18 protein-coding genes and 2 tRNA genes are annotated in these 21,956 nt (G+C 63.9%); 2 read left to right on the top strand and 18 right to left on the bottom strand.

What is annotated here, in order from left to right:
- Positions 1-838 (top strand): alpha/beta hydrolase (locus QF777_03880; protein ID MDP6910689.1); only part of this gene is annotated, 838 nt, incomplete at its 5' end.
- Positions 839-860: 22 nt separating this feature from the next.
- Here QF777_03880 and QF777_03875 read toward each other — a convergent pair.
- The 8 genes from QF777_03875 to QF777_03840 all read right to left on the bottom strand — a co-directional run bounded on the left by QF777_03875 (position 861) and on the right by QF777_03840 (position 7,105).
- A tRNA-Leu gene (locus tag QF777_03875) sits at positions 861-944 on the bottom strand.
- Positions 945-1,038: 94 nt separating this feature from the next.
- The gene (gene secG, locus QF777_03870) at positions 1,039-1,263 is read right to left on the bottom strand and encodes a preprotein translocase subunit SecG (GenBank protein ID MDP6910688.1); all 225 of its coding nucleotides are present in this window, start codon (positions 1,261-1,263) and stop codon (positions 1,039-1,041) included.
- A 69-nt stretch (positions 1,264-1,332) separates the two neighbouring features.
- Positions 1,333-2,112 (bottom strand): triose-phosphate isomerase, encoded by a 780-nt coding sequence (gene tpiA / locus QF777_03865; GenBank protein MDP6910687.1) that lies wholly within the window; start codon positions 2,110-2,112, stop codon positions 1,333-1,335.
- Between the two features lie 51 nt (positions 2,113-2,163).
- Positions 2,164-3,279, bottom strand: a complete 1,116-nt coding sequence (locus tag QF777_03860; protein MDP6910686.1) for a phosphoglycerate kinase — start codon at positions 3,277-3,279, stop codon at positions 2,164-2,166.
- Positions 3,280-3,315: 36 nt separating this feature from the next.
- On the bottom strand, positions 3,316-4,374 hold the full coding sequence (gap, locus tag QF777_03855) for a type I glyceraldehyde-3-phosphate dehydrogenase (GenBank protein ID MDP6910685.1): 1,059 nt from the start codon (positions 4,372-4,374) through the stop codon (positions 3,316-3,318).
- 190 nt (positions 4,375-4,564) lie between these two features.
- Positions 4,565-5,434, bottom strand: coding sequence for a YvcK family protein (locus QF777_03850; GenBank protein MDP6910684.1), 870 nt, complete (start codon positions 5,432-5,434; stop codon positions 4,565-4,567).
- Positions 5,431-6,276: an RNase adapter RapZ gene (rapZ, locus tag QF777_03845; GenBank protein MDP6910683.1), complete on the bottom strand. Its 846-nt coding sequence runs from the start codon at positions 6,274-6,276 to the stop codon at positions 5,431-5,433. The genes QF777_03850 and rapZ overlap by 4 nt, the downstream gene beginning before the upstream one ends.
- A 70-nt stretch (positions 6,277-6,346) precedes the next feature.
- The gene (locus tag QF777_03840) at positions 6,347-7,105 is read right to left on the bottom strand and encodes a class I SAM-dependent methyltransferase (GenBank protein ID MDP6910682.1); all 759 of its coding nucleotides are present in this window, start codon (positions 7,103-7,105) and stop codon (positions 6,347-6,349) included.
- A gap of 39 nt (positions 7,106-7,144) precedes the next feature.
- Here QF777_03840 and QF777_03835 point away from each other — a divergent pair, with 39 nt between their 5' ends.
- Positions 7,145-7,987 carry a DMT family transporter gene (locus QF777_03835; protein ID MDP6910681.1) on the top strand — a complete coding sequence of 281 codons (843 nt, stop codon included), beginning with the start codon at positions 7,145-7,147 and terminating at the stop codon, positions 7,985-7,987.
- Positions 7,988-7,998: 11 nt separating this feature from the next.
- Here QF777_03835 and uvrC read toward each other — a convergent pair whose 3' ends face one another.
- From uvrC to QF777_03785, 10 genes are all read right to left on the bottom strand, one after another.
- A complete protein-coding gene (uvrC, locus tag QF777_03830; GenBank protein ID MDP6910680.1) occupies positions 7,999-9,861 on the bottom strand; it encodes an excinuclease ABC subunit UvrC in 1,863 nt (620 codons plus the stop codon).
- Positions 9,862-9,905: 44 nt separating this feature from the next.
- Complete coding sequence (gene uvrA / locus QF777_03825) at positions 9,906-12,776, bottom strand: excinuclease ABC subunit UvrA (GenBank protein MDP6910679.1); 2,871 nt, start codon at positions 12,774-12,776, stop codon at positions 9,906-9,908.
- A gap of 58 nt (positions 12,777-12,834) precedes the next feature.
- The gene (uvrB, locus tag QF777_03820) at positions 12,835-14,922 is read right to left on the bottom strand and encodes an excinuclease ABC subunit UvrB (GenBank protein ID MDP6910678.1); all 2,088 of its coding nucleotides are present in this window, start codon (positions 14,920-14,922) and stop codon (positions 12,835-12,837) included.
- 31 nt (positions 14,923-14,953) lie between these two features.
- Complete coding sequence (gene coaE, locus QF777_03815) at positions 14,954-15,601, bottom strand: dephospho-CoA kinase (protein ID MDP6910677.1); 648 nt, start codon at positions 15,599-15,601, stop codon at positions 14,954-14,956.
- A 57-nt stretch (positions 15,602-15,658) separates the two neighbouring features.
- Positions 15,659-17,143 (bottom strand): 30S ribosomal protein S1, encoded by a 1,485-nt coding sequence (gene rpsA / locus QF777_03810; GenBank protein MDP6910676.1) that lies wholly within the window; start codon positions 17,141-17,143, stop codon positions 15,659-15,661.
- A gap of 149 nt (positions 17,144-17,292) precedes the next feature.
- Positions 17,293-18,024, bottom strand: a complete 732-nt coding sequence (locus QF777_03805) for a class I SAM-dependent methyltransferase (protein ID MDP6910675.1) — start codon at positions 18,022-18,024, stop codon at positions 17,293-17,295.
- A gap of 19 nt (positions 18,025-18,043) precedes the next feature.
- Positions 18,044-20,752: a DNA polymerase I gene (gene polA, locus QF777_03800; protein MDP6910674.1), complete on the bottom strand. Its 2,709-nt coding sequence runs from the start codon at positions 20,750-20,752 to the stop codon at positions 18,044-18,046.
- Between the two features lie 52 nt (positions 20,753-20,804).
- Positions 20,805-21,422, bottom strand: coding sequence for a response regulator (locus QF777_03795; GenBank protein MDP6910673.1), 618 nt, complete (start codon positions 21,420-21,422; stop codon positions 20,805-20,807).
- Positions 21,415-21,723, bottom strand: coding sequence for a hypothetical protein (locus tag QF777_03790; GenBank protein MDP6910672.1), 309 nt, complete (start codon positions 21,721-21,723; stop codon positions 21,415-21,417). Before QF777_03790 ends, QF777_03795 begins: the two co-directional genes overlap by 8 nt.
- A gap of 27 nt (positions 21,724-21,750) precedes the next feature.
- Positions 21,751-21,837: transfer RNA gene (locus tag QF777_03785), tRNA-Leu, on the bottom strand.
- Positions 21,838-21,956 lie beyond the last annotated feature (119 nt).

The following is a 21,956-nucleotide window of genomic DNA, read 5'->3' as shown; positions in this document are numbered from 1 at the left end:
CGCCGGCATTCTCCACCTTCCCGACGAATTGAGGCCAACCGAACGGCGGCCGTGCTTCATAGTTCTGCACGGGTTCGGGACTAACAAGAACGGCACGACGCCGACGAAGGTCTCCGAAGTACTTGAGGAGATGGGCTACATCGTGCTCCGGTTTGACGCGCGCGGGTGTGGCGAGAGTGGCGGGGAACCAGCGTTCATACTCTGCCAAGACCAGGTGCGAGACACTCGTAATGCGGTGACCTTCCTTCACAGCGTTGACCAAGTTAATCCCAGCCGGATCGGTGTGATCGGCCACTCATTCGGAGGCGCAGTGGCTCCCTATGCGACCGCCATCGACGAGCGAATCGCAGCATGTGTCTCTGTGGCGGGCTGGGGCGACGGTGTGGCGAAGTTCCGCGAACAGCATCCCACGCTAGAACAGTGGCAGAACTTCCTCACCAAACTCGAACAGGGTCGACATCATCGAGAGGAAACGGGCCAACCCTTAATGATCCCTCGTTTCGACATTGTTCCGATCCCACAATCCATGCGACACCTACTCGCCCGTGATTCCATCATGGAGTTTCCGGCTGAGACAGCGATGAGCATGATGGACTTCCGTGCGAATGATGTGGTCGGTCTCATCTCGCCTCGCCCGTATCTGATCCTCCACCCGGCGGACGACACCGTGACCCCGACCTCCCAGGCGATCGGGCTCTTCACCAATGCAAAACAGCCCTGTGACATGCACCTGGTATCCGGGACTGATCACTTCATGTTCGCCGACGACAAAGGTCTCGTCCGCAAGATTCTCGAGGACTGGCTCGATCGACATTTTCCAGTCAGCCTTGTTGGCTGACACCTCACACGCATCAAATCCGTGTCGGAGGGGGGACTTGAACCCCCACACCCTTGCGGGCACCAGCCCCTCAAGCTGGCGCGTCTGCCAATTCCGCCACTCCGACGTGGTATCCGGATGCCCCGGACGGCGGTCAATCTACCGGCCCCTCCAGTACCCGCAGCAAGCTTGGGAACCGGTGCCGCTCTCTGGAAGAAGCCCTAGAAGAGAAGGCCGAGAGCGATTGTGGAGAAGGCGAAGATCAGGGCCGTGAGCACGGTGATCCGATCAAGGTTCTGCTCCACCACGGTCGATCCAGCGGTCTGGGCACCGATGCCCCCGCCGAACATGTCGGACAGGCCGCCGCCCTTCCCGCTGTGCAGCAGCACAAGGAAGATGAGGCCGAGCCCTGAGAGAGCCTGGATGATGGCGACCAGCACGAACATGAGGTGAGGTTACCGGCGCCCGGGGATGACCGGTTCAGTGATCAGGGGTGTCATCGAGGCTGAATGGTCTCAGCCGACAAGTCGATAGGCGATGATCCGGGCAAACTCGTCTGGATCCAGGGATGCCCCTCCGACGAGGGCGCCATCGATGTCGGGCTGGCGCATCAGGTCCGGCGCATTTACCGACTTGACCGACCCGCCGTACTGGACCCGGACGCTGTCGGCCGCCTCGGCCCCCCACTTGCCACGTACCGCGTTCCGCACGGTGGCACACATCTCCTGGGCGTCCTCTGGGGTTGCTGTCTTTCCGGTACCGATGGCCCAGATCGGCTCGTAAGCAACCACAAGACCGGCCACCTGGTCGGCCTTGAGGCCGGCGAGACCCTCAAGGACCTGGCGTTCGACCTTGGCTGCCGCCTGCCCGGTCTGACGCTCGTCGAGCGTCTCGCCACAGCACATGATCGGGGTCATCCCGCTAGCCAATACCGCCTTCACCTTGCGATTGACGTGGTCATCGGTCTCGCCAAACACCTCGCGGCGCTCCGAGTGGCCAACGATCACCAGCGACACGTTCAGCTTGGCCAACATCCCGGGAGCTACCTCCCCGGTGAACGCCCCCTTCTCTTCCCAGTGGCAGTGCTGGGCTCCAAGGGCAATTGGGATCTCGTCGGACTCCAGCACCGTCTGGACCGATCGCAGATCGGTGAATGGTGGGTGAAGCGACACGTCCACGGCGTCGTAATCGTTGGCCGACAGCACGTACGACAACTTCTGTACGGCCTGAATTGCCTCAAAGTGGTTGTGGTGCATCTTCCAGTTGCCGCTGATCAGAGGCTTTCGCTCGCTCATGTCTTCGTCCTGTCGTTCGTCACTACCTGCCGCCCATCGCTGGCCTCCCGATCACTGGCCACGAAGTGCAGCCAGGCCGGGCAGGTCGCCTTGTTCGATTAACTCCAGTGCCGCACCACCACCGGTCGACACATGGTCCATGCGGTCGTCCACGCCGAACTGACGGGCTGCCGCTGCGCTGTCTCCCCCGCCGACCACGGTGAACCCCCGGCAATCAGCGACCCCTTCGGCCACCGTGCGAGTCCCGGCAGCGAACCGTGGGTCCTCGAAGACGCCCATCGGTCCGTTCCAGAGCACTGTGCGGGCTTCAGCGATCAAATCGCAGAACTCAACAGCGGATCCGGGCCCGATGTCGAGACCCATCCAACCTTCGGGCATAGACGTCTTGACCTGTCGAACCTCGCCACCGGCCGACGGATCACCGATTTTCCCGCCCGGGCCGAGTGCTGTGATATCCAGCGGCAACCGGATCGGAGCGCCCGAATCCAATAGTCGGGCACACGTCTCGATCATGTCCGCCTCTAGGAGCGACGAGCCGACGCTGGCGCCTTTGGCGGCCAGAAAAGTGAAGCACATGCCGCCACCCACGATGAGCTCGTCAACTACATCGAGGAGTGCCTCGATGACGCCAAGTTTGTCGCTCACCTTGGCCCCGCCCATGATCCCCACGAATGGTCGGCGGGCCGAAGAACGGAGACCACCCAACACCTCGACCTCGCGAGCCAATAGCCGGCCGGCCGCCGATGGTAGATGCCGAGGCGGACCGACCACCGAAGCGTGGGGCCGGTGAGACGCACCGAATGCGTCGTTGACGTAGGCATCCTGGCCTTCGATCAACCGTTGAACGAAGGTTGGATCGTTGCCGGTCTCTCCCGGATCAAACCGGAGGTTCTCCAGTAGGTCGACACCGGGCGCCAGGTCAACCAACCGGGCCCGGACCGGATCCATGGAATACGCCGGATCTGGTGACCCCTCAGGACGTCCCAGGTGGGAGCACGCCGTGACATGCGCCCCGGCGTCGGTCAGGTACCGAAGCGTGGGCACGGCAGCCCGAATCCGCAGGTCGTCGGTAATGGCTCCGTCAGCCAACGGAACGTTGAAGTCGCAACGGACCAAGACCCGACGACCCTTCAAGTCACCGAGGTCCTCGAGCCGTGGAACATCCATCTTTGAGAGCCGTCCGGCCGTTTCGCCGTATCGCCCCTACTTCCGGGCGGCCGCCTTCTTGGGGGCCGCCTTCAACTTGGCCTTCTTGGATCGGCGCGTGCCTACGATCTTGGTGAGGTCGACCAGACGGGTCGAGTAGCCCATTTCGTTGTCGTACCAACCGAGGACCTTGACCATCGTGCCGGTGGCCATAGTGAGGCCTGAATCGATAGTGCACGAAGCAGGGCGACCCACGATGTCGGCCGACACCAGCGGGTCGGCGCTGTAGTCCAGCACCTTGGCCAGGGGTCCACTCCTCGCCGCTGCAGCAAACGCCGCGTTGACCTGCTCGACGGTGGCAGATTTCTTGAGCGTTCCCACGAAGTCGGTGACCGAACCATCGGGGATCGGCACCCGCAGGGAGATGCCGTCCAACTTTCCCTTCATCTTGGGCATCACCAGACTGGTAGCCCGAGCCGCACCAGTCGAGGTGGGCACGATGTTGACCGCCGCTCCACGGGCCCGCCGCAGGTCGCTGTGCGGGCCATCTACAAGGCTCTGATCTCCGGTATAGGCGTGCGTGGTGGTCATGAAGCCCTGCACCACGCCAAAGGCGTCGTCGAGAACCTTGATCATGGGAACGAAGCAGTTGGTGGTGCAAGAGGCATTGGAGATGACGTGGTGCTTGGCCGGGTTGTAGTCGTCATCGTTCACGCCAACCACGAACGTGGCGTCACAGTCGCCTGACGGCGCCGAGATGATGACCTTCTTGGCCCCGCCGGCCAGGTGTAGCGCGGCTTTGTCGCGGGCCGTGAAGAAACCAGTCGACTCGATCACCACGTCGACGCCCAGCTCGCCCCACGGGAGGTTCCCGGGGTCACGCTCCGACAGGACCCTGATCTTCTGGCCGTCGACCACAATGCTGTCCCGGGTGGTCCGGATCTTCGCGTCGAGTCGACCGTGGACCGAATCATTGCCGAGCAAAAACGCCATAGTGTCAATGGACCCCAGGTCATTGACGGCGACGAACTCTATGTCCGCCCCCTGGGCCCTGGCGGCCCGGAAGAAGTTGCGGCCAATGCGGCCGAATCCGTTGATGCCTACACGGACGGTCATGGAATGTCCTGCCTCCTAGGGCGGTAGTTCGCCTGATCTACGAATCGAACCCGGCACCATCTTTCGATGAAATTCCGGACCCTGTATTGATAGCCGATTCAGGCTGCCGCGCGACGCGTCCCGGCCAGGAAAACCGTCATAAGTTCGCCCACCACTCGCACCGACCCCCCCCGTATTCGCTGCTGTCGCGTCAACCCAGACAGGATGCGAGAGCGGATCCCAGCTGGACCGGGTCGTGGACCCGTCCATTCCGACCCGCCAACGGCGCCCGGACCACCTCGGGACCGATCGGTAGCGTCCGGTCTGAGTGGTCGTCCACGAGGAGGACGTCGGGCCGAACGCCGTGTTCATCCAGTAGACGAAGGTGGTCGGCTAGTTCGACGGGCCCCTCACGGTCCTGAGCGAGGTTCGCCACCAGCACCAACGGGCCCGATCGGCGGGCAAGGGCGCCCTGGACGTCGGCGGACAACGTGGCGGCTAGAACGCTGGTGAAGAACGATCCGGGGCCGAGCACGATCTGGTCAGCGTCCTCAATGGCTGACACCGTCTCCGGGGGTGCAGTGGCATCGATCGGCGATAGTCGAAGGCCCACCACGCCAACCGCCCGGTGGACGGCCACCTGACCCTCCACCTCCCACTCCCCGGTATCGGCCACCAGATCCACGGGGACCGACGTCGCGGGTAGCACCCGGCCAACAGCGCCAACCAGGCGGCCCACCTCATCGAGCGCCGACACCAGGTCATCGGATGCGGCAACTAGACCGGCGATGACCAGGTTGCCCAACGCATGACCTGCGAGCTCGCCGCCGTCGAATCGCCATCCCATCTCAGCGGTCAACATTGACGCATCCCCGAGAGCCTCAAAGCATCGCCGGAGGTCACCAGGCGCCGGCCCGCCCATGGCCGAACGGATCCGACCGCTAGAACCACCGTCGTCGGCAATGGACACCACCGCCGTGACATGGTCCGCGTAGCTCCGCACGGCCCGGAGACTGGTGGCCAGTCCATGCCCGCCACCCAACGCACAGACCCCGACCGACGCAGACTGCAGTTCACTCACCGTCCGATGTCGCGATGGGTCACCACCGGATCGAATTCCCGACCCCGGAGCATCTCGGCAACAGTTTCGGCCACAGCCACCGATCGGTGGCGGCCACCGGTGCATCCCAAGGCGATTGAGAGGTACGACTTGCCCTCAGCGACGTAAGCCGGCATCAACATGCCCAGGAGGTCACCCATCTGGTCCAGAAACTCCTGGGTTACTTCGTGGCTCAGAACGTGCTCCCTCACCGGTCCATCCAGTCCAGTCAGAGGTCGCAGTTCCGGGATCCAGTGAGGGTTGGGGAGGAACCGGCAATCCAGGATGAGATCGGCATCACGAGGCAGGCCGTGCTTGTAGCCAAACGAGGTGATGGTCGTACGCATGGGCCGATCGTCGGACTCGCCGTACAGGCGGGCGACCCGATCCCGAAGTTCGTGAACATTGAGGTCCGAGGTATCCAGGACGAGGTCCGCCGCGGCCCGGACCGGTTCCATAAGTGCCCGTTCGCCCTCGATGGCCTCTTCTAGACCGGCGGCCGGCGACGGGTGCGGTCGACGACTCGACTCATACCGGCGCACCAGGGTCTCCGTCGAACAATCAAGGAACACCACCCGAAGCCGTTCGCCACTGTCCCGTAGTTCGGACACGGCCCGCAAAGTCTCACCCCCAGTCACGTCGGCCCTCAGGGCGAAGGCAACACGGTCCCACGGCGCGGTCGGTCCCACGGCCAGATCAGCCACCTTGGTGGCGATATCGGGCGGAAGGCGATCGATAACGAACCAGCCGAGATCCTCGAGATCCTTGGCGAACTCACTACGTCCGGCGCCCGACAGGCCAGTGATGACCAAGAGGTCGCTCATGGGCCAATGCTAGACGGGACGCCCACTGAGCTATCGGCCCGGCGAGTCAAACCATGGGCCGGCGAACAGGTCAGCGTCTTTCGCGTTCTGCCACCAGGACGAGTAGGCGCGGAATGGTTGCCGCCTCCCGGTACTCGGCAGCCCGCTCCAGAAATCCCTCGGGCGGCGTAGGTTCATGCATCCGCCGCAGGACGAGGCCATGGTCGGCCATGGCGTTCACGTACCGACTAACCGGTCGGTGGACAAACGGGAGGAAGACGTCCTTGGCCACCTCCTCGGACTCGATCGACTCCACGAGGTAGGGGCCGATCCTCCAGTACTGCTCCGGCGGATCCATAATCTGATCGTCCACCCAGCCGCTCCCCGGCGTCTGGATCAGCGGGTGGTTCAGGAAGAAGGCGAAGCGGCCTCCGTCAGCCAGCACTCGGGCCACCTCGGCCACCGCCTCGTCAACCGCCTCGATGTGCTCGAACACCAAGCAGGCCACCACCGCATCGAACGACCCCTCACTGAACGGCAGACCGTCGGCCGTCGATCGCAGGTAGGCAGGCCCTCCCCCACGGCGAGCCGCCTCCGCCGTCTGGGCCCGGGTCGGATCCACGCCGACCACTAGGGACGAACCGCCCGCCGCTACGAGCCGGCTGATCTGGCCCTCACCAGCCCCCACGTCCAGCACACGGTCGTATCCGTCCAGTAACGCACTGGCCAGAGGCAGGATCTGTTGGACATACTCGGCGTCGGCACCGTCGGTGAACCCCTCCTGCCACCAGACGGCGTGTTCTTCCCACGGGTCCATGGAGTGCACCACTTCCTGTTCCGGTTCGTCCACAGCGATGAGCCTCGCACGGCGAGTCGTACCATCCGACGGATGGCCGCCGCCCTAGCCCTGCTCTCGTCGCTCCTTTTCGGCGCCGGTGACTTCCTCGGCGGTTCAGCGGCACGCCGAACCCACGTCTTGGTGGTGGTCGCCGCTTCCCATGTTGTGGGCCTGTTCCTAATCCTGATGGCCGCTCCATTCATCGCTGAAACGGTGACCGCCCGCGACCTTCTCTTCGGTCTAGGGGCCGGCCTCTCGGGCGTCGTGGGTATCGGCTGCCTCTACCACTGCCTCGGTCGAGGCCCGATGGCCGTGGTCGCCCCGATCACAGCAGTAAGTAACGCCGCGATTCCTGCCCTTTGGGGCGTCTGCTTCGGCGACCGGCTCGATCCGCTTCAGGTGGCCGGCGTATTCCTGGGCATGGCGGCCATCACCATGGTCTCCCGTCAGAAGGGGGACGATTCAGATCCGAGATCCCTGACCCCGGGGCTACTGGGTGAGGCCCTCCTGGCGGGTGTCGGCTTCGGCGGATTCTTCATCTTCATGGGCCAGACGGCTGAGGCGACCACCCCGTGGCCCCTGGTGAGTGCCCGGGTCGTGTCCGCCGGCGTGGCGCTCCTTCTCCTAGCCCGGATGAGACGGTCGCCCATCCCTCGCCGCGACGAGGGACGAGCGACCATCGTCGGTGCCGGGATCCTGGACATGGCCGCCAACCTGACCATCCTCTACGCCATCCACCGGGGGATGCTGAGCCTCGTAGTCGTCCTCGGCTCTCTCTATCCGGTATCGACAGTGGTGCTAGCCCGCTACGTCCTGCACGAGCGGATGTCGCGAACACAGATCCTCGGACTGCTGGTCGCCCTGACGGCCATTGCTGCCATTGTCAGCGGCTGAAGCGTTTCTCGTCACCCAACCTTGTGGGCCTTGGCGAACACGGCGTTAGCGACCTGGTCAGGGAGCCAGGTGAGCGCTTGCAACTCGTCCAGTGACGCTCGCTGCACGGCCCGGACGCCCCCGAAGGCCGACACCAGCCGCTTTCGCCGAGCCGGTCCCAGACCGGCGATGCCGTCAAGCACCGATCCCGTCATCCTCTTGGACCGCAACTGCCGGTGATAGGCAATGGCGAACCGGTGCGACTCGTCACGAATCCGCTGCAGCAGGTACAACGCTTCGGATCCACGGGGAAGACGGACCGGATCGGACGACCCGGGCCGGAAGACCTCTTCGAACTGCTTAGCCAGTGACGCCACCGGAATCCGATCGGCCAGGCCGAGCTCGGCCACGACCCGCTCAGCCACGCCCAGCTGGCCCTTGCCTCCGTCCACTAACAGGAGCTGGGGCGGGTAGGCGAAACGCCCCGGTCGTTCGTCGACCGCCATGGCCTGCTCCTCGAGGAATGCCGTCAGACGCCGAGTCAGGACCTCGGCCATCGCCGCGTAATCGTCGTTGCCATCCACGTGGCGTATCCGGAATCTCCGGTAGTCCGAGGTACGTGGGAGACCGTCCTCCAGCACCACCATTGAGCCCACATAGTCCGTTCCCTGTAGGTGACTCATGTCGTAGCATTCGATCCGTAGTGGTGCCTCAGGCAGCGACAGAGCCACTTGGAGTTCGTTCAACGCCCGGGCCCGGCTGTTGTGGTTCGATGCCCGCTTTAGACGATGCCGAACGAACTCCTCGTCGGCATTGCGAGTCACTGTCTGCAACAGCCCCTGCTTGTCGCCTCGACGCGGAACCCGGATGGTGACCGGCCCCTCGCGTTCGCCCGACAACCACTGCTCCAGTAACGGCCCATCGGCGGGCTCGTCAGGCACGAGAACCTGCCGGGGTATCCCCCGGGGCGGATCGTCCCGGTAATGGGCCGAAAGTACTTCGCCGACTAGGTGGGCACGGTCGAGGTCCTCGGCACGTTCCACCACGAAGCCCTTTCGTCCCACCACGCGCCCCTTACGCACATAGAACACCTGGGCCGCCGCTTCCAAGTCGTCGCCGGCCAGTCCGAAGACGTCTAGGTCCTCGCTCCTGGCCGCGACCATCTGCTGCTTCTCCAGGGCCCGCAGCACGCTGGATAGTCGATCCCGATGCCGGGCCGCCGCCTCGTACTCGAGCGCCGCCGACGACGCCTCCATCTCGGCCCGGAGTTGGTCGACCACCGCATCAGTGTCACCCTCAAGGAACCGGATCAGGTCTGCCACGATCCCGTCGTAGTCCTCGTGGGACACCTCCCCCACGCACGGACCGCTGCACTTCTCAATGTGGAACAACAAGCATGGCCGACCCTGTCGTTCATGCTCCCGGAACTTGGTGTCCGAACAGGTGCGGGCTGGAAAGGTTCGGAGCAGCAGGTCGAGGGTTTCACGGATGGCTCCGGCGTGGCCGTAGGGGCCGAAGTACCGAACCCCTCGGCGGCGTTTGCCTCTGGTGACCATGGGGCGGGGCCATTCCTCTTTGGTCGTAATGGCCAGAAACGGGTACGACTTGTCGTCTTTCAGGTCGACGTTGAATCGGGGCTTGTGCTCCTGGATGAGTGTGTGCTCGAGCAACAACGCCTCGAGTTCGTTGGCCACCTGGATCCACTCGACGTCGGTGGCCTCGTCGAGCATCTGAGCCGTCCGAGAGACCATCCGGTCCCGGCGGCCGAAGTAACTGTTCAGCCGACTACGAAGACTCTTGGCCTTACCCACGTAGAGCACCCGACCCTGCCCATCACGGAACTGGTAGGAGCCGGGGGCATCGGGAATGGTGCCCGCCGGCGGGCGCTCGACCATCTTCCGAGGCTAGGGGCTCCAGAGGCCAGACATCTCTGAGGCAGTCAGCGGCTCAGCATTTCGGCAAGAAATCGACCGGTGTGGCTCCCAGTCACAGTAGCCACGTGCTCCGGTGTGCCTTCAGCCACGAGGACGCCCCCGCCGCTGCCGCCCTCCGGGCCCAGATCGACCAACCAGTCGGCGGTCTTGACTACATCCAGATTGTGCTCGATCACGATCACTGAGTTGCCCTGGTCGACGAGCCGGTTTAGTACGCCGAGGAGCTTTCGCACATCTTCGAAGTGCAGACCAGTAGTCGGTTCATCGAGGATGTAGACGGTGTGGCCGGTGGGTCGCTTAGCCAACTCACTGGCCAACTTGACTCGCTGGGCCTCGCCGCCCGACAGGGTGGGCGCCGACTGGCCGAGTCGCACGTACCCCAGCCCCACGTCGACGAGCGTCTGCATGTGTCGGGTGATCGACGGCTGGTTCTCAAAGAACGTGAGCGCCTCGCTGCACGACATGTCCAGCACGTCGGCAATGGTTCGCCCCTTGAACCGGACGTCAAGGGTGTCGCGGTTGTAACGCTGCCCCTTGCAGACCTCGCACGGAACGTACACGTCGGGCAGGAAGTGCATTTCGATACGGATCGTCCCGTCGCCGGCGCACGCCTCACATCGGCCACCCTTCACATTGAAACTGAATCGCCCAGGTTGATAGCCGCGGATCCGGGATTCCTCGGTTTTGGCAAACAGCTTTCGGACGTGATCAAACACGCCGGTGTAGGTGGCGGCATTGGATCGTGGGGTCCGTCCGATCGGCGTCTGGTCGATGTTGATGACCTTGTCAACCGCCTCAACGCCGTCTAGGGCGGTATGCAAGCCAGGTGGCACCTTGGAGCGGTACACCTTCTGCATCAGACCCTTATGCAGGATCTCGTTGACCAGTGTCGACTTACCAGAGCCCGACACCCCTGTAACAGCAACGAAGCATCCTGTCGGGAAGGCAGCGTCCAGGTTCCGGAGGTTGTTCTCCCGGGCGCCCCGGACGACCAGATGGCCGCCGTCTCCCGGCCGACGCGCTCCAGGGACGGCAATGGCCTTCGTCCCTGAGAGGTATTGCCCGGTGAGTGATCCCTTCTTGGTCAACAGGCCCTTGACCGACCCAGAATGGACGACCGCTCCCCCGTGTTCACCGGCTCCCGGACCGATGTCGACCACGTGGTCCGAAGCTCGGATGGTCTCCTCGTCGTGTTCGACCACGATGACCGTATTTCCGAGGTCGCGTAGTCGGATCAGGGTCTCGATGAGACGCTGGTTGTCGCGTTGGTGGAGACCGATCGACGGCTCGTCGAGCACGTAGAGCACGCCCACCAGGCCGCTCCCGATCTGTGAGGCCAGCCGGATGCGCTGGGCTTCGCCGCCGGCCAAGGTGGCCGCCGATCTCGATAGCGAGAGATAGTCGAGACCCACGTCAAGCAGGAAACCCAGCCGGGCGTTGATCTCCTTCTGGACCTGTTCGGCAATCATTGCCTCACGGTCGGTCAACTCCAGTTCACGGAGCACCCTGGCCGCATCTGCGATCGACAGGGCACAGACCTCTGAGAGCGAGTGGCCGTCGATGGTCACGGCCAAAGACAACGGATTCAAACGGGCTCCCGCACATTCCGGGCAAGCCACCTGGCGCATGTAGCCCTCGACGTGTTCCCGGCCCGAGTCGCTCTCGGCGTCACGGTGCCGGCGACGAAGGTAGGGCATGACGCCCTCGAAGTTGGCCGAGTAGACCCGGGTGCGCCCAAACCGGTTCTTGTAGCGGACCTGCACCCGATTCTTCAGCCCACCGTCGAGAAACGTCGAGCGAACCTTCTTAGGGAGCTTCGACCACGGGGTGGTCGGATCCACGCCCAACTCCTCGGTCACCGCTTCGACGAGGCGTCCGAAGTAGCGGTTGTTGCCGCCGGACCACGGGGCAATCGCTCCTTCACCGAGGCCCAGCTCAGGGTTTGGCACTACGAGGTCGGCGTCCACCTGGAAGACCGTGCCAAGGCCGTCGCAATGGTCGCACGCCCCGTAGGGACTATTGAAGGAGAAGTTCCGGGGGGCCAGGTCCTCGAACGATCGGCCATCGCTGGGCCGCGAAAGATGCTGGCTGAACACGATGGTGCGCGGCTCGACCGAGTTTCCCTCTGTATCGACTTCACCGTCGCGCGGCATCACCTGAACCTCGGCGATCCCCTCAGCGAGAGCCAGAGCCGTCTCCATGGACTCTGTGAGGCGTCGCTCGATCCCGTCTTTGAGTACCAGACGGTCGACGACTACCTGAATGGTGTGCATCTCGTAACGAGCCAGGTCCAGGTCGCCCCGTTCGAGGTCGGCAAGTTCATACGGCTCGCCGTCAACGATGGCACGGCTGAACCCCTGGCCGGCCAGGTCGCCCAGCAGGGTGTCGTAGGTCCCCTTCCGGCCACGAACCACCGGGGCCAGAACCTGAAAGCGTGTACCAGCGTCCATTTCGAGAATCCGGTCCACGATCTGCTGTGGAGTCTGACGGACGAGTCGCTCGCCAGTCTCCGGATCGTGTGGAATGCCGATCCGGGCGTACAACAGGCGCAGGTAGTCGTAAACCTCGGTGATGGTTCCAACCGTCGACCGGGGATTTCGCGAAGCGCTCTTCTGGTCAATCGATATGGCAGGCGATAGGCCTTCGATGAAGTCCACGTCAGGCTTGTCCATCTGGCCCAGGAACTGACGGGCGTAGGCCGACAGTGACTCGACGTAGCGGCGCTGCCCCTCGGCGTAGATGGTGTCAAAGGCCAGCGACGATTTGCCGGAACCGGAAATGCCGGTGAAACAGATGAGTCGGTCCCGAGGGAGGTCCAGATCGACGTCGCGGAGGTTGTGTTCCCGCGCACCCTTGACGATCAGCCGTTCAGACACCCGAGCGAGCCTAGGGGCCGGTCATGAGGGCCAGTCGGGAGCCCAACCAGTTAGCCCGTCAAGTGGCCTCGGCGAGGTCCCGAAGCTCCCGTTCGATCTCGCGGATCTCATCGCGAAGACGGGCCGCATACTCGAAACGCAGGTCTGTCGCGGCCTCACCCATCTCCTGTTCGAGGCTGTACAAAAGCCGTTGGAGGTCGTCGACGCTCATCTCGGCAAAGTCCTCGATGAGGCGTTTGGCCTGACGTTTCCTTCCCTTCGGGGTGGGTGCTGTGCGGTCAGGCCGGATCATCGAGAGGATGTCGTTCACCGCCTTACGGACCGTCTGCGGGTCGATCCCGTGTTCCTCGTTGTGTGCCTGTTGGAGTCCTCGACGGCGATGGGTCTCGGAGATCGCCCGTTGCATAGACGGCGTGACGGCATCGGCGTACATCACCACCTGGCCATCAACGTTGCGTGCCGCCCTGCCAATGGTCTGCACCAGCGACGTCTCGCTTCGCAGAAAACCCTCCTTGTCGGCGTCCAGGATGGCCACTAGCGACACCTCAGGGAGATCGAGGCCTTCACGCAGCAGGTTGATCCCGACGAGCACGTCGAACTCCCCCAGTCGTAGGTCACGCAGGATCTCGATGCGCTGCACCGTGTCGATGTCGGAATGCAGGTAACGGACCCGTACCCCTTGCTCGAGCAGGTAGTCGGTGAGGTCCTCGGCCATCTTCTTAGTCAGCGTGGTGACTAGCACTCGCTGTTCGGCTGCCACCCGCCCAGCGATCATCTCCAACAGGTCATCAATCTGACCTTTGGTGGGGCGAACTACCACCTCGGGATCGATCAGACCGGTGGGGCGCACTATCTGTTCGACCACCCGACTACTGGCCTCGATCTCCCAGTTGCCGGGCGTGGCCGACAGAAACACCACCTGTCCGACCCGACTGGTGAACTCGTCAAAGGTCAGTGGCCGGTTGTCAGCCGCTGACGGCAACCGGAAACCATGCTCGATGAGCGTGGCCTTACGGCTTCGGTCGCCGGCGTACTGGCCGTGCAGCTGGGGCACGGCCACGTGGGACTCGTCGAGGACCACCAAGAAGTCATCGGGAAAGTAGTCGAGCAGGGTGTAGGGACGATCACCGTACGAGCGACCGTCGAGGTGCATGGAGTAGTTTTCGACCCCGTTGCAGTAGCCCAGCTCGCCAAGCATCTCGAGGTCGTGTTCGGTGCGCATCCGCAACCGCTGGGCTTCGAGGAGCTTCTGTTCGACTTCGAAGACTTGGAGCTGTTCGACCAGCTCGGCTTCGATGCCGCCGATGGCCCGCCGGATGTTCTCTGCATCGGCCATGTAGTGGGTTGCCGGGAAGATCACCAGGTCCTCGAGCTGGCGGAGTTGTTCACCGGTAAGTGGATCCACCTCGGTAATGGCCTCGACCTCGTCGCCAAACAACGAAACCCGAAATGCCGTCTCCTCATAGGCGGGATGAATCTCCAGCGTGTCGCCCTTCACCCGGAACCCGCCCCGGCCCAGCACCATGTCATTTCGTTCGTAGCGAAGGTCGACGAGGCGACTCAAAGTGGCCCGGTGCTCAATGGTCTGGCCGACCTCCAACACCAGGAGTTGGCCCTCGTAGTGCTCGGGTGATCCGAGCCCGTAGATGCACGAAACTGACGCCACCACGATGGTGTCGCGACGGGTCAGCAGTGACGATGTGGCCGAATGTCGGAGGCGGTCGATCTCGTCGTTCACCGACGAGTCTTTCTCGATGAAGGTGTCCGACGTCGGAAGGTAGGCCTCGGGTTGGTAGTAGTCGTAATACGAGACGAAGTACTCGACCCGGTTATCGGGGAAGAACTCCCGGAGCTCGTTGGCCAGTTGGGCGGCTAGGGCCTTGTTGGGAGCGATGACCAACGTGGGCCGCTGAACCTTCTCGATGGTCCACGCAATGGTGGCGCTCTTGCCACTGCCGGTGATGCCCAGCAACGTCTGGAATCGCTCGCCACCCTCTATGCCGTCGGTCAATTCGTCGATGGCCTTTGGCTGGTCGCCAGCAGGCGAAAAGGGTGCATGAACCTTGAAGGGCTGACCCCGGGCTGGTCCGACGGTCCCGGTAGGCACTGAATCGGTAGACATATCCGGAGTGGCCAGGTCGTCCATTCGTGGAGCGTAACCAGCAGCCGTGACGGGCCTAGGAGCGTTCGGTGCGGCTCCCAATGCGGGTCACGGCCTCACCGGGAACGGGCCGCTCCAGACCCTCGATCCAAGCCCATGCCAGGTCCACTTCGGCGGACAGGTCGGCCACCGTCCCGGAGTTGTCGATCACGACGTGAGCCCGGGATAGACGGTCCTCTCGGGAGGCCTGACGAGCGATTCGGCCCCGTGCATCGTCCTCGGTGAACCCCCGATGGGCCACGAGGCGATCCACGGCCACATCGGGATCCACGTCGACCACGATGATGCCGCCCAGTCCCTCGTGGCCCGATTCGACGAGCAGGGGGATGTCGAGAATCACCGTGGCATCGGTGCCGGCCAGCCTCTCACGTCGCCGGGTCATTTCATCGGCCACCGCGGGATGCACGATGGCGTTCAGTGCCACCAATTCGTCGACATCACCAAAGACCCTGTCGGCCACCGCTTGACGGTCCAGTCTCCCGTCGACGGCCACGATGTCGTCGCCCCAGCGTTCCACCATGGCCACGAACACCGGCGTGCCTGGCTCCTGAAGCTCGCGAACGATCGCGTCTGCGTCCAGAAGGACAGCGCCTCGCTCCACTAGGAGCGAGGCGACGGTGGACTTGCCCGAGCCGATGCCGCCGGTCAGGCCGATCTCGAGCATCGAGTTTGTCCCCTGGTAGCGAAGGTCAAATCCACCGAAGAAAACCAGGCCTTCGGGTCAGACTTCGGTGGACTCAGCCTCAGCCTCAGGCTCGGGCTCGGGCTCAGCCTCGGGAACCACTTCGACCTCGGCCGCCGCTTCCTCGGTAGAGGCCTCCTCGTCGACAGATTCGTCGACCGGGGCGTCTTCTGTGGCCGCCTCCTCAACGGTGGCTTCAGCGGCAGGGTCGTCCTCTGCCACCGCTTCTCCGTCAACAGAAGCCGAGGCATCGAACATGTCGGCCCAGGCTTCCTGGCCCTCAGAGTTCGCCTCTCCGATGAAGTTGCCCTCATCGTCGTAGGCGTGCTCGCCGAAGTGTTCCTGATACTCGGCGGCCACGACCCCACCCTCGGCGGCCTGCTTGATCGACAGGCTTATCCGGCGACGCTGAAGGTCGAGGTCGATGATTTTGACCCATAGTTCCTCGCCGGGCGTCACGACTTGCTCGGGAAGGTCCACGTGGTGGGCCGACATCTCTGAGATGTGGACCAGACCCTCGATCCCGTCACCCACCTGGACGAACGAGCCAAACGGCACCAACTTGGTGACCCGGCCATATACCAGTTCACCCACCTGGTGGGCCCCGGCGAACTCCTGCCACGGATCCTGCTGAGTGGCCTTCAACGAGAGGCTGATGCGCTCACGGCCGAGGTCAACCTCGAGAACCTGCACCTCGATCTCGTCGCCGACTGCGACTACCGAACCGGGGTGGTCAATGTGCTTCCACGACAACTCCGACACATGCACGAGGCCGTCCATGCCGCCGAGGTCGACAAACGCACCGAAGTTGACGACGCTGGACACGGTGCCATTACGGATCTCTCCGGAGCGAAGGTTGTGCAGGAAATCTTCGCGCTGTTCCTTCTGTGTCTCTTCAAGCCAAGCACGGCGAGACAGGACCACGTTGTTGCGGTTCTTGTCCAGTTCGATGATCTTGGCGTCGATCGTGGTCCCTATGAAGGGTTGTAGGTCACGGACCCGGCGTAGCTCCACGAGTGAAGCGGGAAGGAAGCCACGGAGACCGATGTCGACGATCAGCCCGCCCTTGACGACCTCGATCACGGCGCCGGAAACCATTCCGTCGCCTTCCTTGATCTCCTCGATCCGACCCCAGGCCCGCTCGTATTGGGCCCGCTTTTTGGACAGGACCAGACGGCCGTCCTTGTCCTCACGCTGGAGAACCACGGCTTCGATCTTCTCGCCAACGGCCACGATCTCGTTCGGATCCACACCGTTGCGGATCGAAAGCTCGCGAGGCGGAATGACACCTTCGGACTTGTAACCAATATCCAGCAGGACCTCGTCCTTGTCGACCCGGACGACGGTGCCCTCGACCAGTTGGCCGTTCTCAACGTCGACCATGGTGGCCGAGTAGGCCTCGTCAAGCGTCAGGGAACCGAGATCATCCTCGGTGATGGGACGGGGGATGTACTCCCCGCTCTCGTCGAAACTTCCCATGGGCGGGGAGTCGAGGGCGGAGGGAATAAGAGTCAGTTCGGACACGTGTTCTTCTCGTCGGATGGGAGTAGGTGGACAGGTCATTCCGGACGCATAAACACGGCATGTGCACACGCGAAACGGACCCGGAGATCCTACCGGACCCCCATCGCGACCCCATCGGACGGAACTCAACCAAATTCAGGGCAGGTCCGTCAGTCGCCTCGTCGTCCAATCAGCAGGAACTCGGGATGTTCTAGATCCGGCGGACGAGAGGCGTAATCGCCGGGAGTCACTGAACGGATCTCGTCGACCACCAGTCCGGCGCGGTCGGCCAGCAGGCGGAGTTCCCGCGGAGTGAAACAGGTGGTCCAGAGTTCAGCTGGCTTCTCGACGCCATCGCCGTTCCTTAGCGCCGTGTGCTCCCGGTTGACGCCGGTATCGGCGTCGAAGTGGTCGGCCTCAGCCAGAAAGCGAATCTGGAAGTAGGCCGAAAAGGCGCTCAGGGCCACGCCCCCTCCCGGCCGGACGGCGGCCACGATGCGGTCAAGGATCGCTCCGTCGGGGTCCAGCACGGCCGTATCGGCTCCCGGCCCTCCAGCCAGGCCGAACGCTCCCTGGCAGAGCGAGATAGCCGCGTTGAACTCGCTGTCGAAAGTCATGGTCCGAGCATCGCCATGGATGAACGTGGCTCCTTCTGGGGCGTCTCGACGGGCCAGGTCCACGAAGGTCTCCGACACGTCGATGCCCACTACCTCAATGCCACGTCGGGCCAGTTCATGGCTGTGGCGTCCCGGGCCGCAACCGACGTCCAGTAGGCGGGATCCTTCACCGAGACCCAACACGTCGATAAGAAAGTCGACCTCCTGGACGGTCCCGTAGGTGAATGAGTAGCGACGGTAGGCATCTCCCAGGTAGTCAGCGACACCCTCGAACCAGTGATCCATCTATCAGAGATCCGATCCCTCAGCCCTTGGCGTCAGCCCAGGTGGCGCCGGTGGCGACCTCGACGGCCAACTCCACCCGCAGGTCGTAGGCCCCGGTCATCTCGGAACGGACCATGGCCTCCACGTCGACAACCTCATCGATCGGCACTTCAAGGATCACCTCGTCGTGGACCTGGAGCACTAGACGGGATGCCGACCCGTCAGCTCGGAGCCGGTCGTCGATCCGAATGAGGGCCACCTTGAAGATGTCGGCAGCCAGACCCTGGATACCCGCGTTCATGGCCTGGCGTTCGCCGGCCTGACGCACGTTGAAGTTGGGCGACGAGAGTTCCGGTATGCGTCGACGGCGCCCGAACAGGGTCTCCGTGTAGCCCTTCTGGCGGGCCTCGTCGACCGTCCGCTCCATGTAGTCGCGGACCGACGGAAAGGCGGCGAAGTACGACTCGAGGATCTCGTTGGCCTCGTCAACCGATGAGCCCAGCCGTTGGGACAGCCCGTAGGCCTCCATGCCGTAAGCCAGTCCGTAGGCCACCATTTTGGCCCGGTTCCGCACCTCGGAGGTCACGTCGGTCGGGTCGATTCCCCACGTCCGGGCGGCCACCGCGGTGTGGATGTCGTCACCAGCCTCAAACGCTGCGATCAAACCCGGGTCGTCGGCCAGGTGGGCGATGACCCGTAACTCGATCTGGTTGTAGTCGGCTACCAGCAACGTACAGCCGTCGATCGGTACGAAGGCCCTGCGAAAGGCCCGCCCGGACTCGGTGCGGACCGGGATGTTGTGGAGGTTCGGTGCATCCGAGCTGAGTCGACCCGTTCGGGCGACCGTCTGGTTGAACGTGGCGCGGATTCGGTCGCCCGGACCAGCCTCAGCCAACAGGCCTTCGCCGTACGTGGACCGGAGTTTCTCGACCTCGCGGTAGGCGAGCAGGTGAGCAACCACAGGATGATCACCCCTGAGGCGCTCCAGGGTGGCCGCGTCCGTGGAGAACCCGGTCTTGGTCTTCTTGCCGGGAGTGAGACCCAGCTTCTCGAAAAGGATCTCCCTGAGCTGCTTGGTGGAGTTGACGTTGAACTCCTCCCCGGCCGCCTCGTGGACAAGGCCTCGCAGGCGTTCGCAACTGGCGGTCAGCTCGTCACGGAGGCGGGTCAACTCGGCGACGTCCACGCCGATGCCTAACTCCTCCATGCGAGCCAACACGGCGACGAGGGGAACTTCGATGTCAGCGTTCAGGGAAAGGAGCCCTTGGGCCTCCATGGCCGAAATCAGCGGGTCCCGAAGGGTCCAGACCGCGGCCGCCCGGTGTCCGGCCTCCACCGACGGATCGGCTGCCTCGCCACTGAGGTCCAACTGTCCATCGGGCGCTCCGGTCACCGGAAGCATCCGTCTGGCATGACGCTCCAGAAGCACCCCGAGGTCGTAGGTGGCGTCAGCCGGGTCCAGCAGGTACCCGGCAAGCGCTGTGTCCAGCACTAGGTGGACCTCTCCGATGCCCTGCCGCTGTAAGGCCCGCAACATCGGCTTGACGTCATGGGCCGCTACACCCGGGCCGTCAGTACCCAGAAGCCCCGCCAACGCACCGGTGACCGCTGGATCAGCCACCAGGGCGGCGGGAATCCACCAGGCCTCCTCACCATCGGAAACTGCGAGGCCCGGGCCAAGATCAGGGCCGGCGGGACCTGATGGCGGCTCGGCCACCGCTGCCAGGCCAATCGGGCCGGTGGACGCAGCTGCCACTCTGATGGCCTCGATGCCTGCCGCATCTGTGACGACGCTGACGGAAACCTCCAACTCTCCCGAGGCCCCCGTAGATCCGTCTCGGCTCTCCCGTGAATCCGCCCCATCGCCACCGAAGTCCACGCCCAGCAGGGCAGCCAAACGTTCGCGGGCCCGGCTCAGCTCCAACACGTCGAGTAGCCCACCGGCCCTCTCCACGTCGACGGGGCCCTGGTCTAGGTCGTCGGCGGTCAACCCGAGCGGCACATCGCGCACTAGCAGCATCATCTCCTCGTTCAGACGGGCAAGGTCTTCGCTGGCGTTCAGGTTCTCCCGGAGCTTGGGGGTCTGATCGTCGGCTGCGGCGAAGATCCCGTCGAGCCCCCCATAGGAGTTGATCAGCTTGGCGGCCGTCTTCTCCCCAACCCCGGGAACTCCAGGCAGGTTGTCAGAGGAGTCGCCCCGCAAAGCGGCGTAGGCCACATAGTCCGCGGGTCGGACTCCGGTGCGTTCGAAGATGCCCGCCTCGTCGTACAGGGCGTAGTCCGACACCCCCCGCTTGTTGTAGAGCACCCGGACATGTGGATCCTCCACCAACTGGTAACTGTCCCGGTCCCCGGTCACGATGGTCACGTCCCGACCGGCATCGCGGGCCACGGTGGCGAGGGTCGCCAAGACATCGTCGGCCTCGAACCCCTCGGCATCCACCACCCGCAATCCCAGGGAGTCGACCAGCTCGCGAACCAGATCGAGCTGCTGGTAGAGGGAATCCTCCTGCTTCTCACGGTTCGCCTTATACGACGGTAGGCGCTCGTGGCGAAAGGTCTCCCCCGGCCGATCGAAGGCCACGGCCACCCCTTCGGGCTCGTGATCGCGTAGCAGGGACAGGAGCATCTGGGTGAAACCGAAGACGGCGTTCGTCTCCTGCCCGGTGCGGGTCACCATGTCTCTGGGAATGGCGAAGAACGCCCGGTAAGTCAGTGAATTTCCGTCGAGGAGGAGGAGTCCGGGCACCGCGGCGACCCTAATCCCCAATGGTCACCAACCCGACTGGCGGCCCGGCCCGTCAGGAAGGTCGGAGGCCCTCGTCGATGACAGCCCGGGCCACGTCGGCCATGGTCTGACGCCCTGACATTGACGAGGTCTGCAGGAACCGAAACGCTTCGTTCTCAGATAGGCCGACCTCATCGAGGAGGACACCCTTTGCCCGGTCGATCACCTTGCGGGCCTCGAGTCGATCGGTCAATGTCTGGGCCTGGTCGGTCAGGGCACGCATCTCTCGGTGGCGGGCACGGGCCACCTCGACTGCCGGCACCAATTCGGATCGCTGGAACGGCTTGACCAAGTAGGCCAGCGCACCGGCCTCGACGGCCCGGTCGATCAGGTCCCGCTGACTGAACGCGGTGAGGATGACCACCGCGGTGTCGTGGGAATCGGCGATACGCGATGCCGCCTCGATCCCGTCGAGTCCGGGCATCTTGATGTCGAGGATCACCACGTCGGGGTCCAGTTCGGCCACCAGCTCGACGGCATGATCACCGCGCCCGGTGTCGCCTACCACGTCGTACCCCTCGTCGATGAGGGTCTCCTTGAGGTCGAGACGAATGATGGCCTCGTCTTCGGCCAGGACCACCCGTACTGGTGGCATGCCGGGAGCGGGAGAGGCCCCGCGCGAATCAGTCATCTCGGACTCCTCGGCCGTCGGAGCCCATCCGATCCAGTAAGTCGTCCTGGATGGCCTCCAGCCGGGCGATGTTGGCCACCACGTCATCACGGTGGCGTTCCATGGCCCGGGCGTGGCGCTCGGCGTCGCGATGAACGCTTCCTGACTGAGCGGTTTCCGAAACCAGGGCCCGAACCCGGGCATCAGTCGCGTCAGCCGACAAGTGGGCCAACTGTTCCTCGGCCACCGCTAGGTCGGACCAGAGCCGCTGAAGGCGCTCGCCAACCTCGATTAGGCGTCGTTCAATCACCGAGCGTGCCATGGGACCGGCCATTGTAAGAAAAACATCTGGTGCCCGGGGCGGGACTTGAACCCGCACGACCTTTCAGCCAGAGGATTTTGAGTCCTCCGCGTCTGCCAATTCCGCCACCCGGGCGAACTTTCTGAGCCTACCGGTGGGCCCCTGACTGGAGACCCGCTCCGCCACCTCGCGGTAACCCGTGACCCAACCGTCGACGGGCCCCTACGATGGGCCGACGCAGCGGGTTCAATGCC

This window comes from Acidimicrobiales bacterium (assembly GCA_030747595.1).
In the GTDB taxonomy this organism is placed as follows: domain Bacteria; phylum Actinomycetota; class Acidimicrobiia; order Acidimicrobiales; family MedAcidi-G1; genus UBA9410.
Note: the sequence above shows the minus strand (reverse complement) of the source record. Positions and strands in the feature narration are given on the sequence as shown.

What these genes read in the sequence shown, in the direction of transcription:
- QF777_03805 (MDP6910675.1), bottom strand. Translation starts at nt 18,024, where the DNA reads ATGGATCACTGGTTCGAGGGTGTCGCTGACTACCTGGGAGATGCCTAC.
- QF777_03835 (MDP6910681.1), top strand. Translation starts at nt 7,145, where the DNA reads ATGGCCGCCGCCCTAGCCCTGCTCTCGTCGCTCCTTTTCGGCGCCGGT.
- QF777_03795 (MDP6910673.1), bottom strand. Translation starts at nt 21,422, where the DNA reads ATGACTGATTCGCGCGGGGCCTCTCCCGCTCCCGGCATGCCACCAGTA.
- gap (MDP6910685.1), bottom strand. Translation starts at nt 4,374, where the DNA reads ATGACCGTCCGTGTAGGCATCAACGGATTCGGCCGCATTGGCCGCAAC.
- secG (MDP6910688.1), bottom strand. Translation starts at nt 1,263, where the DNA reads ATGTTCGTGCTGGTCGCCATCATCCAGGCTCTCTCAGGGCTCGGCCTC.
- uvrC (MDP6910680.1), bottom strand. Translation starts at nt 9,861, where the DNA reads ATGGTCGAGCGCCCGCCGGCGGGCACCATTCCCGATGCCCCCGGCTCC.
- QF777_03790 (MDP6910672.1), bottom strand. Translation starts at nt 21,723, where the DNA reads ATGGCACGCTCGGTGATTGAACGACGCCTAATCGAGGTTGGCGAGCGC.
- QF777_03860 (MDP6910686.1), bottom strand. Translation starts at nt 3,279, where the DNA reads ATGGATGTTCCACGGCTCGAGGACCTCGGTGACTTGAAGGGTCGTCGG.
- rapZ (MDP6910683.1), bottom strand. Translation starts at nt 6,276, where the DNA reads ATGAGCGACCTCTTGGTCATCACTGGCCTGTCGGGCGCCGGACGTAGT.
- tpiA (MDP6910687.1), bottom strand. Translation starts at nt 2,112, where the DNA reads ATGAGCGAGCGAAAGCCTCTGATCAGCGGCAACTGGAAGATGCACCAC.
- uvrB (MDP6910678.1), bottom strand. Translation starts at nt 14,922, where the DNA reads ATGGACGACCTGGCCACTCCGGATATGTCTACCGATTCAGTGCCTACC.
- coaE (MDP6910677.1), bottom strand. Translation starts at nt 15,601, where the DNA reads ATGCTCGAGATCGGCCTGACCGGCGGCATCGGCTCGGGCAAGTCCACC.